Origin of the sequence: Streptomyces sp. NBC_01116, assembly GCF_041435495.1 — a bacterium.
GTDB lineage: Bacteria > Actinomycetota > Actinomycetes > Streptomycetales > Streptomycetaceae > Streptomyces.
The window spans coordinates 749020-760544 of record NZ_CP108644.1 but is presented as its reverse complement, the minus strand read 5'-3'; the positions used below and the strand labels follow the sequence as shown (position 1 = coordinate 760544).

The following is an 11525-nucleotide window of genomic DNA, read 5'->3' as shown; positions in this document are numbered from 1 at the left end:
CCCTCCCCCTTCTTCCGCTGAGCCCGGAGCCCGGAGCCCGGGTCCCGGTGGCGCGGTTCTCCACCGGGACCCTCGGCGCCACCGCCCCTCAGGCCAGGGTCCGCAGGACGGACGGGTCGTAGGGGACGGCCCGGTCCAGCTCACCCCGGAGAGCCAGCGCCGCCCAGTCCGGGTTGGCCAGCAACGACCGGCCCACGGCGACCAGGTCGAACTCGTCGCGCTCCAGGCGGGCCACCAGCTCGTCGATGCCCGTCACGCCGGACGGTCCCGTGAAGCCCTGGGCGAAGTCGCCCTCGCCGTACTGCTGGTCCATCCCGACCGAACCGACCGCCACGGTGGGCCTGCCGGTGAGCCTGCGTATCCAGCCGGCCAGGTTGAGCGTGCTGTCGCTGTCCTCGAACTCCGGCAGCCAGTAGCGCCGGGTCGAGGCGTGGAACACGTCGACCCCGGCCGTGGCCAGGGGCTCCAGCAGCAGGCGCAGCTCGTCCGGGCTCGACGCGGTGCGGGCCCCGTACTCGCCGAGCTTCCACTGGGAGAAGCGGAAGAAGACGGGGAACCGGGGGCCGACGGCCGCGCGGACCGCCCGCACGACCTCGGCGCCGAATCGGGCCCGGGATGCCGGGTCGCCGCCGTAGCGGTCGGTGCGCCGGTTGGTCCCGGTCCACAGGAAGTCATCGATCAGATAGCCGTGCGCGCCGTGCAGTTCGACCCCGTCGAACCCCAGCCGCGCGGCGTGCGCGGCGGCCGCCGCGAACGCCTCCACCGCGGCGTCGATGTCCTTCCGCGCCATGGCCCGTCCCGCCGGGGCGCCGTCCAGCCCGATCCCGGACGGGCCCTCGGCGGGCGGATCGGTAGCGGTGCGCGCCGCCCCCGTGTGCCACAGCTGCGGAATGATCCGGCCGCCCTCCTCGTGGACCCGGCGCACCACGTGGGCCCAGCCGGCTAAGGCCTGCTCGCCGTGGAAATCGGGCACGCCGTCGTACGCGGGGGCGGCGGGATGGCCGATGTAGGTGCCCTCGGTGATGATCAGCCCGACGCGGTGGGCCGCCCGCCGCGCGTAGTACTCCGCCACGTCCGGACCGGGCACGCCGCCGGGAGACGCCGTTCTCGTCATCGGGGCCATCACGATCCGGTTGGGAAGCGTGAGCCCGCCCACGGTGAACGGTTCGTCCAGACTGGCCATGATGTCCTCCCGAGCCGCGGGAGCCGTCGGAACGGGCTTCCCGCACGTTTGCTGGTCACCTATTCGATGGGGAATTCTTGGGCGACGCGGGGAATGCCCGCTCGTCCGACGATTGTGCACGAACATCGGCGTCGTTGACCACAGTGCCGCTGAATCGCGGAAAGCGATCCATTGCATTGACACAATGAATTTGACCGCGCCGGTCGGAGCATGGATATTTGGGCCAGCGGAACAGCGTCACCGTGGCAGCGAATCGCAATACCCGGTCCCTTTCGGTCGTATGACGGCACGTAACGGAAAGTGGTGGAGCCCCATGGCGGCGGAGAGCGGCAGCACCTCCACATCGTCCGGTGAGCTGGCGGGCCGACGGGCGGTCGTCACCGGCGGCAGCCGCGGGATCGGCGCCGCCATCGCGCGCAACCTGCTTGACGCCGGCGCGACCGTCGTCACATCGGCCCGCGGCAAGACCCCGCACACACCGCCCGGCGCCGCGTTCGTCACGGCCGACCTCAGCACCCCCGACGGCGTACGGGACTTCGCCGACACCGCGCTGGAACTGCTGGGCGGCGTGGACATCGTCGTCAACAACGCCGGCGGCTGCCGCTCGTTCCAGAGCGTGCTGGAGCTGGAGAACGACTGGCAGTACACGATGGACATCAACTTCCTCGCCGCCGTCCGGCTCAACGCGGCCCTCGTGCCCGCGATGCGCGCGAGCGGCGGCGCCATCGTCCACGTGTCGTCGATCGCGACCGTCGCGGCCTACCCGAACCTCCTGCACTACGCCGCCGCCAAGTCCGCGCTGGAGACGTACAGCAAGGGCCTCTCCGCCGAGCTGGCGCCCGACGGCATCCGGGTCCTCTCCGTCTGCCTGGGCAACGTCGAGACACCGGCGTCGGAGACCGCCCGCACCCGGATCGTCGAACTGAACGGCGGAGACCTCGACGACCTCACCGGACAATGGGCCGCCGAGATCCCGCTCGGACGGCTCGGCGAGCCCCAGGACATCGCCGACGCCGTGAGCTTCCTGGTCTCTCCCCGCGCGTCCTGGATCACCGGGAGCAACGTCGTCATCGACGGCGGGAAGACCGCGAGCCTGTGCTGAGCCCCGGCACCGGCGCGCGAAGCCCCCGGCACCTGACGGCACCCCACCGAACACCCGCGGCCGAACGCTCGGCAGCCCGGAAAGGACGGACAAGATGACCGCCGCAGGACACGAGATACGGGCCTACCCGTTCGGTCCGGTGGACCGGCTCGACCTGGACCCCACGCTGGTCGAGGTCTGCGGCGAACACCCCGTTCTCCGGGTGCGCCTGCCCTTCGGGGGCGACGGCTGGCTCGTCACCCGGTACGCCGACGTCAGGACGGTCCTCTCGGATCCCCGCTTCAGCCGCGCCGCCGCCGCGGGCGACCATGTGCCCCGCACCGTGGCCGTCGCCCCGCCGTCGACCTCCATCATGGGCATGGACCCGCCGGACCACAGCCGGCTGCGCCGCCGGGTGATGCGGGCGTTCACCGTACGCAGCATCGACGCGCTCCGCCCGCGCATCGAGGAGATCGTGAACGGTCTGGTCGACACCATGACGGAACGGGGCACCCCCACCGACCTGGCGGCGGTCCTCACGTGGCCGCTGCCGATCACGGTGATCTGCGAGCTGCTCGGCGTGCCGTCCGCCGACCAGGACCGGTTCACCGAGTGGGTGGACGGCCTGCTGATCCTGGACGACCCCGAGCGGTCCGCACACTCCCGCGGACTGCTCGGGGACTACCTCGCGGAGCTGATCGGCCGGCGCCGCGCCGAGCCCACCGACGACCTCCTGGGCGAGCTGGCCGCCGACAGCGGGAAGGATCCGCTCAGCGAGGAGGAGCTGGTCAGCCTGGGAATCAGCCTGCTCTCCGCCGGCCAGGAGGCCACCGCCAACCAGATCGGCAACTTCGTCTACACCTTGCTGACCCGGCCCGCCCTCTGGCGACAACTCGTCGCCGATCCCTCGCTCATCCCTCTAGCGGTCGAGGAACTCTCCCGGTTCATCCCGATCAGCGCCACCGCCGGCTTCACCCGCGTCGCCACCGAGGACCTCGAACTGGGCGGGCAGCTCATCCGTGCGGGGGACGCGGTGGTGGCCGAACTCGGGATGGCCAACCGCGACCCCGAGGTGTTCGACCGCCCCGAGGAGATCGACTTCCACCGCGAGCAGATCCCGCACGTCACCTTCGGGTACGGCATCCACCACTGCCTCGGCGCGCAACTGGCCAGGGTCGAACTGCGCGTCGTCCTCGAAACCCTCGTCACCCGCCTGCCCGGTCTGCGCCTCGCCGTCCCAGCGGACCGGCTCGCGTGGCGGACCGAACGCCTCATCCGAGGCGTGGCCGCGCTGCCGGTCCGCTGGTGACGTCCGCGGCCCCCCAGGCCCTGTCGTCGAACTGCCGCCTGCCCCGCGGCGCCGTGCACGCGCTCCCGCCGCACCGGGCACAGGCCCGAGTACGTCCCCCGTACGAGGACCCGCACCCGGCACACCGAGCACGCACCTGACCCCGCAGGGCCGCCCTCCGGGCGACGACGGCAGTTCGACGACAGGACCTAAGGGCTGTCCCGCAATTCCCGGCGGCCGCGCACGAGAACCGCCCCGCTCACCCCGCACCGCCCCCACCACGGAACCGCCACCGGAGGATCCACCATGGCCGAACCGCTGGACGCCACCACCGCCCCGGCGCACGATCCGGGCCAGGGGCTGGCCGAGGCCCTGGCCTCCGTCGAACCCGGCCGGGCGCTCGCCGAGGTGATGGCGTCCGTCCTGGAGAGCCACGGGGACCGGCCGGCCCTCGGCGAACGCGCCCGGGACCCGGAGACCGGGTGCCTCCTCCCGCGGTTCGACACCATCAGCTACCGCGAACTGTGGTCCCGCGTCCGGGCGCTCGCCGCCCGGTGGCACCACGACCCGGAGTACCCCGTGGGCCCCGGCGACCGGATCTGCACGCTCGGCTTCACCAGCACCGACTACGCCACACTCGACCTGGCCTGCATCCACGTGGGGGCCGTGCCCGTGCCCCTGCAGTCCAACGCCCCGCTCTCGCAACTGGCGCCGATCGTCGAGGAGTCCGCGCCGACGCTGCTGGCCGCGAGCGTCGACCGGCTGGACACCGCCGTCGACGTGGTCATCGCGTCGAGCACGATCCGCCGCCTCGTCGTCTTCGACCACCGCCCGGGGACCGCGGGCCCGCGCGAGGCACTGGCCCTGGCCCGAAAGCGCCTGGCCGGGGCCGGGAGCCCGGCCGCCGTGGACACCCTGTCCGAGCTGATCGACCGGGGCCGTGACCTGCCGCCCCCGCCCCTGTACACCGCGGCCCCGGGGGAGGACCCGCTCTCCCTGCTGATCTACACCTCCGGCAGCACCGGCGCGCCCAAGGGCGCCATGTACACCCAGAGCCTCCTGGGCACCGCGTGGTACGGCTTCAGCTACGGGGCGGCCGACACCCCCGCGATCAGCGTCCTCTACCTGCCGCAGAGCCATCTCGCGGGCCGCTACGCGGTGATGGGCTCGCTCGTGAAGGGGGGCACCGGCTACTTCACGGCCGCAGGCGACCTGTCCACCCTGTTCGAGGACATCGCCCTGGTCCGCCCCACGGAGCTGACCATGGTCCCGCGCCTGTGCGACATGCTCCACCAGCACTACCGCGGCGAGCTGGACCGCCGGGCCGACGAGCCGGGCGACATCGGGGCCGCCGTCAGGAAGGAGCTGCGGGAGCAGTTCCTGGGCGGGCGGGTCGCCAAGGCCTTCGTCGGCACCGCCCCGCTCTCCGCCGAGCTCGCGGCGTTCGTCGAGTCCGTCCTCGGCTTCCACCTCTACACCGGCTACGGCTCCACCGAGGCGGGCGGCGTGCTGCTGGACTCGGTGGTCCAGCGCCCTCCGATCACCGACTACAAGCTGGTGGACGTCCCCGAACTGGGCTACTACGCCACCGATCTGCCGTATCCGCGCGGCGAACTGCTCCTGAAGTCGCACACGCTCATCCCCGGCTACTACCGGCGCCCCGACCTCACCGCCACGATCTTCGACGCCGACGGCTACTACCGCACCGGTGACGTCTTCGCCGAGACCGGGCCCGATCGGCTGGTCTACGTCGACCGTACGAAGGACACCCTGAAGCTGTCCCAGGGCGAGTTCGTGGCCGTGTCCCGCCTGGAGACCGTTCTCCTCGGCAGCCCCCTCGTCCAGCACCTCTACCTGTACGGCAACAGCGAGCGCGCCTACCTGCTCGCGGTGGTGGTGCCCACCCCGGCCGCGCTGGCCGGATGCGGCGGGGACACCGGAGCGCTCGGGCCGCTGCTCATGGATTCCCTCCGGAGCGTTGCCAGGAGGGCCGGGCTCAACTCGTACGAGATCCCTCGCGGCATCCTCGTCGAGACCGAGCCCTTCAGCCCCGAGAACGGCCTCTTCACCGAGAGCCACAAACTGCTTCGCCCTCGCCTCAAGGAGCGCTACGGGCCCGCTCTGGAGCAGTTGTACGACCAACTCGCCGACGGACAGGACCGCCGGCTGCGCGAACTGCGGCGCACCGGGGCGGACGGGCCGGTGGAGGAGACGGTCACCCGGGCCGCCCAAGCACTGCTGGGAAGCCCGAGCGCCGATCTCCGTCCCGGCGCGCACTTCACCGACCTGGGCGGGGACTCCCTCTCCGCCCTGTCGTTCTCCGAACTGATGAAGGAGGTCTTCCAGGTCGACGTCCCGGTCGGCGTGATCATCAGCCCGGCCAACGACCTGGCGGAGGTGGCGCGGTACATCGGGGCGGCCCGCCGGCCGGCCGGGACCCCGCGTCCCACGTTCGCCTCCGTGCACGGCGCGCACCGCACCGAAGTCCGCGCCGCGGACCTCACCCTGGAGAAGTTCCTCGACGCGCGCACGCTCGCCGCCGCTCCGCCGCGGCCCCGCCCCGACGACGACGTACGGACGGTCCTGCTGACCGGGGCCACCGGCTACCTCGGCCGGTTCCTCTGCCTGGAGTGGCTGGAGCGGCTGGCGCCCTCGGGCGGACGGCTGGTCTGCCTCGTCCGCGGCAGCGACGCGACCGCCGCGGCGAGGCGGCTGGACCAGGCGTTCGACAGCGGCGACGCGGCCCTGCTCCGGCGCTACCGAAAGGCGGCCGGGAAGACCCTGGAGGTGCTCGCGGGGGACATCGGCGAACCGCGGCTGGGCCTGGCGGAGGACACCTGGCGGGAACTGGCCCACACCGTGGACCTGATCGTCCACCCGGCCGCGCTGGTCAACCACCTGCTGCCGTACGGCGAACTGTTCGGCCCCAACGTCGTCGGCACCGCCGAAGTGATCCGGCTGGCGCTCACCACGCGACTGAAGCCCGTCAACCACGTCTCGACCGTCGCCGTCTGCCACGGAACCCCCGCCGAGACCGCCGACGAGAACGCCGACATCCGAGCCACCAGTCCGGTACGGACCATCGGCCAGGGGTACGCCGACGGGTACGCGACCAGCAAATGGGCCGGTGAGGTCCTGCTCCGGGAGGCGCACGAGCGCTTCGGCGTGCCGGTCGCCGTCTTCCGGTCCGACATGGTCCTGGCGCACAGCGCGTACTCCGGGCAGCTCAACGTGCCCGACGTCCTCACCCGCCTGCTGCTCAGCCTGGTCGCCACCGGCATCGCGCCCGGCTCGTTCTACCGGGCGGGTGCCCGTGCGCACTACGACGGACTGCCGGTCGACTTCACGGCGGAGGCCATCGTCGCGCTGGGCGCGCCGATCACCGAGGGCCACAGGACCTTCAACGTCCTCAACCCGCACGACGACGGCGTTTCCCTGGACACCTTCGTCGACTGGCTCATCGAGGCCGGCCACCCGATCCGGCGGATCGACGACCACGGTGCCTGGATCACCCGCTTCACCGCGGCGCTCCGCGCCCTGCCCGAGAACCACCGGAGGCACTCGCTGCTCCCGCTGCTCGGCGCCTACGCGGAACCCGGGGAAGGCGCCCCGGGGTCACTGCTCCCCGCCGGGCGCTTCCACGCCGCCGTCCGGGAGGCGAGGGTCGGCCCCGAGCAGGACATTCCCCGGGTGTCGCCGGACCTCATCCGCAAGTACGTCACCGACCTTCGCGCACTCGGCCTCCTCTCCAGCCCCTGACCGGGTCCCCACCGGATGCCGGCAACGTCGTACGTCACCAGATCAGGAAGGAAACCGCCATGGCACACGACATCGACGACCGGGTGAATCTGTTTCTGCGGAGTCTGGAGGCGTTCGACTTCACCGCCGCCCGGGCGATGTGCACGGAGGCCGCCACGGTGCGGCAGAACGACGGCCAGGGCGAACAGCCGATCGAGGAGAGCCTGGACCGGCTGAGGTCCTTCGCCGCGGACGTCCGCTCGCTGAACTATGACGTGATCCGGCGGTTCCGCAATCCCGACGAGGTGCTCCAGCAGCACGTGCTCCGCCTGGCCGGCGACGACGGGTCCCGCAGCGATGTCCACGCCGTGGTCTACTTCCGGTTCCAGGGCGGTCTCATCGACCGGATCGAGGAGTACGTCTACCCCGAACCCGTCCTGACGGCGCCGCGGACACGGGACGCGGCGTAGGCGTCCAGCGGACGGGCCGGAGCGACGGCCCCTTCCGGACCAGGCCCGTGTACTCCCGCGGTCTTCGGCCGCACGGGCCGTGATCGGCTTTCGATACGGTCCGGTCGAAGCACCGCCGCACCGGCCGCGAGACCGGCGAGGTCACCGTCGCCACCGTCCATGCGGTCACCCGTCGGCAGGGACCGCCCGGTGGGGAGGGCCGGCGGGGAGGGCAGGTACAGCGAGGCGACGATCGCGATGGAAGAGCGGATCGTTGGGTATCTCCAGGGAGTCTGGGAGAAGGCGGTGGTGGGAGCCGGGCTGTGGACACCCGCACTTCCGCCACCTCTCCCGGACGGACCGGCGAAACCCGTTCCGCCGCTGGCCGGCGGCCTTCCCATCCTGGAGTACTAGTGATTGTCGTCTGGATCAACGGTGCGTTCAGTGCGGGCAAGACCAGCGCCGCGGGCGAACTGATCGATCTGATCCCGAACAGCACGCTGTACGACCCGGAGGTCACCGGCGCGGGGCTGCGCGGTCTGCTGCCGCAGAAAAGGCTCGCCGAGGTCACCGACTTCCAGGACCTGCCGATCTGGCGGCGGCTCGTGGTGGACACGGCGGCGGCGCTGCTCACCGAGGTGCCAGGGGTGCTGGTGGTGCCGATGACCCTGCTGCGGCAGGAGTACCGCGACGAGATCTTCGGAGGGCTCGCCTCCCGGCGCATCTCCGTCCGACATGTGGCGCTCTCACCTGAGGAAACGATCCTGCGCAGCCGGATCGCGGCCCGCGAGGAGTTTCCCGGCGACGAGGAGCAGTGCGAGCGGGTGCGCCGCTGGGCGTACGAGCACATCGGACCGTACCGCGACGCCCTCGACTGGATCACCCAGGACGCCCATCTCGTCGACAACAGCGCCCTCACACCCCGGGAGACCGCCGAGCGGATCGCGGACGCCGTGCGCACCGGGAACGCCGCGACGTGTCCGATCGTCCAGAGCCCGGAGCCGACCGCCGAGACGGTGGCCGCCGGGGTGCTGCTCTTCGACGAGCAGGACCGGGTGCTGCTCGTCGACCCCACGTACAAGCCGGGGTGGGAGTTCCCCGGCGGCGTGGTGGAGGCGGGCGAGGCTCCCGCGCAGGCCGGGATCCGTGAGGTCGCCGAGGAGATAGGTCTCCACCTCGACCGGGTCCCCACCCTGCTGCTCGTCGACTGGGAGTCGCCCGCCCCGCCCGGCTACGGCGGGCTGCGCTTCCTCTTCGACGGCGGCCTGTTGCGGTCCGAGGACGCCGGGCGGCTGCTCCTGCCCGGATCCGAGCTGCGCGGCTGGCGCTTCGTCACCGAGGAGGAGGCCGCCGGAATGCTGCCGCCCACCCGGTACGAGCGGCTGCGCTGGGCCCTGCGGGCGCGCGAGCGGTCGACGGTGCTCAACCTGGAGGCAGGGGTGCCGGTGGGCTGAGCGGGGTGCCGGGCTTCACGGCGGACCTCCGCGCGGGCGGAGCTCACGCGCCGTTCGCCGCCGCCTCCATCGACGAGGCCGCGTTCTCGGTGAGCGGGTCGCCATGACCGACGCAGACGGTACGCGGCGCGAGCGCGGCCAGTCGCCGGAACGTGGCCGCCGCCCCGGCGCGGTCCACGTTGAAGACGCCGAGCATCACCCGCTCCACGGAGGCGACGGCGTCCCCGGTGAACAGCACGCCGTGGAGCGGCAGATGGAGGGCGATGGAGCCCGCGGTGTGACCGGGGGCGTGGACCACCCGCGCGCCGCCGCCGAACGGCAGCACCTCACCGCCGGTCACCTCGCGGTCGACCCGGGTGGGCGGGGCGTCGGGGCAGGTCAGCCCGTGCTCCCACAGCGGCAGTTCCCAGTCCAGCAGGTCCGGCTCCGGTACGGGGCGCTCGCCCCGTACCACCGGGGCGTCCAGCGCGTGGGCGATGATCTCGGCGCCGTGCCGGTCGGCCAGCTCCTGCGCGGCCCCGTAGTGGTCGCGGTGGCCGTGGGTGATGACGATGCGCCGGATCCCGGCCGGGTCGAGGCCGAGCGTGCGGACGGCGTCCTCGATCGCGGCCGCCGCATCGACGTCACCCGCGTCGATCAGGGTCAGCTCCGCCCCGTCGCGCCAAAGATAGGCCTGGCCGATCCGGAAGCGGAACATGTGCAGCTGGGGAGTCACTTCGACGAGATCCATGCGGCGAACGTACGCAGGGGCGGACGCCCGCCGCACGGACCTACGCTCCGGGCGACTTCGCCGAGGGCGTAGCGGTGATCCGGGCCGCCCCGTGGGGCGGCCCCCGGAGGTCAGACCTTCTTCGACTCCGCGTAGTTCCGCAGGAACAGCGCCTCGGCGACCGACATCCGCTCCAGCTCCTCGGGCGACACGCTCTCGTTCACCGCGTGGATCTGAGCCTCGGGCTCACTCAGCCCGATCAGCAGGATCTCCGCCTCCGGGTAGAGGCCCGCGAGGGTGTTGCACAGCGGGATGGAGCCGCCCATCCCGGACGACTGCATCTCCTGGCCCGGGTAGGCGTCCCGCATCGCGTCCGCCATCGCCGTGTACGCCGGGCTGGTCATGTCCGCGCGGAACGGCTGGCCCTGGCCCACCTGTTCCACCCGCACCCGCGCACCCCAGGGGGCGCGGGACTCCAGGTGGGCGGTGAGCAGCTTCGTCGCCTCGGCGGCGTCCTGGCCCGGCGGCACCCGCAGGCTGACCTGCGCCCGCGCGCTCGCCTGCACGGACGGCGTCGCGCCGACGACCGGCGGGCAGTCGATGCCGATGACGGTGACGGCGGGACGGGCCCAGATCCGGTCCGCGACCGTGCCCGAGCCGATCAGCTCCACCCCGTCCAGCACCTTGGCGTCCTGGCGGAACTCCGCCTCCGGGTACTGGAGTCCGTCCCAGTCGGCGTCGCCCGTCAGACCGTCGACCGTGGTCGTCCCGTCCTCGGCCCGCAGCGAGGCCAGCAGCTGGATCATCGCGGCCAGCGCGTCCGGGGCCGCGCCGCCGAACTGACCCGAGTGCAGGTTCCCTTCGAGGGTGTCCAGCCGCACCCGGAGCATCGTCATCCCGCGCAGCGTCGCCGTGACCGTCGGCAGCCCGACCCGGAAGTTCCCGGTGTCGCCGATGACGATCGTGTCCGCCGCCAGCAGCTCCGGGTGCGCCTCCGCGTACCGCTCCAGACCGCCGGTGCCCTGCTCCTCGGAGCCCTCGGCGATCACCTTCACCGAGACCGGGACGCCGCCGTTCGCCTTGAGGGCGCGCAGCGCGAGCAGGTGCATGATGAACCCGCCCTTGCAGTCGGCCGCGCCCCGGCCGAACCAGCGGCCGTCGCGCTCGGTCAGCTCGAAGGGCGGGGAGAGCCACGCCGACTCGTCCAGCGGCGGCTGCACGTCGTAGTGCGCGTAGAGCAGCACGGTCGGTGCCCCGGCCGGACCGGGCAGGAACCCGTAGACGGACTGCGTGCCGTCGGGGGTGTCCAGCAGGGCGACGTCCGTGAACTCCTCGGCGCGCAGCGCGTCGGCGACCCAGTTCGCCGCGCCCTCGCACTCGCTCCTCGGGAACACCGCCGGGTCCGCCACCGACTGGAACGCCACCAGCTCGGCCAGCTCCTCCCGGGCGCGGGGCATCAGCGAGGCGACGGTCTCGGGAATCGGACGGGCGGTCATGGGCACGCTCCTCGTGGGTGCGACGTTATGGGTAGGGCGCGGTGTGTACGCGACCGTGCGCGACGCCGTCCGTGCGGCGACGCATGTACGACGAAATCATGGCCGATCCTCCCACAGGAGGGCTTGG

At 72.4% G+C, this 11525-nt stretch carries 8 protein-coding genes; 5 read left to right on the top strand and 3 right to left on the bottom strand.

All coding sequences use genetic code 11. The features are described from left to right. Nucleotides 1-88: 88 nt before the first annotated feature. Nucleotides 89-1183, bottom strand: a complete 1095-nt coding sequence (locus OG245_RS03095) for an NADH:flavin oxidoreductase (protein ID WP_371622002.1) — start codon at nt 1181-1183, stop codon at nt 89-91. Between the two features lie 313 nt (nt 1184-1496). Between OG245_RS03095 and OG245_RS03090 the strand changes: the two genes are divergently transcribed. From OG245_RS03090 to OG245_RS03070, 5 genes are all read left to right on the top strand, one after another. Next, on the top strand, nt 1497-2285 hold the full coding sequence (locus tag OG245_RS03090; protein WP_371627793.1) for an oxidoreductase: 789 nt from the start codon (nt 1497-1499) through the stop codon (nt 2283-2285). Nucleotides 2286-2379: 94 nt separating this feature from the next. Continuing rightward, complete coding sequence (locus tag OG245_RS03085; protein WP_371622001.1) at nt 2380-3573, top strand: cytochrome P450; 1194 nt, start codon at nt 2380-2382, stop codon at nt 3571-3573. Nucleotides 3574-3858: 285 nt separating this feature from the next. Further along, a complete protein-coding gene (gene car / locus OG245_RS03080) occupies nt 3859-7311 on the top strand; it encodes a carboxylic acid reductase (RefSeq protein WP_371622000.1) in 3453 nt (1150 codons plus the stop codon). Nucleotides 7312-7370: 59 nt separating this feature from the next. Further along, entirely contained in the window at nt 7371-7760 is a 390-nt protein-coding gene (locus OG245_RS03075; protein ID WP_371621999.1) for a nuclear transport factor 2 family protein, read from the top strand. 395 nt (nt 7761-8155) lie between these two features. Continuing rightward, entirely contained in the window at nt 8156-9193 is a 1038-nt protein-coding gene (locus OG245_RS03070) for an NUDIX domain-containing protein (RefSeq protein WP_371627792.1), read from the top strand. A 43-nt stretch (nt 9194-9236) separates the two neighbouring features. On the opposite strand, the gene OG245_RS03065 is transcribed toward OG245_RS03070, so the two are convergent. Together OG245_RS03065 and OG245_RS03060 are read right to left on the bottom strand one after the other, a co-directional pair. Next, complete coding sequence (locus tag OG245_RS03065; protein ID WP_371621998.1) at nt 9237-9923, bottom strand: MBL fold metallo-hydrolase; 687 nt, start codon at nt 9921-9923, stop codon at nt 9237-9239. Nucleotides 9924-10033: 110 nt separating this feature from the next. Continuing rightward, nucleotides 10034-11398: a dipeptidase gene (locus tag OG245_RS03060; protein ID WP_371621997.1), complete on the bottom strand. Its 1365-nt coding sequence runs from the start codon at nt 11396-11398 to the stop codon at nt 10034-10036. Nucleotides 11399-11525: the final 127 nt, after the last annotated feature.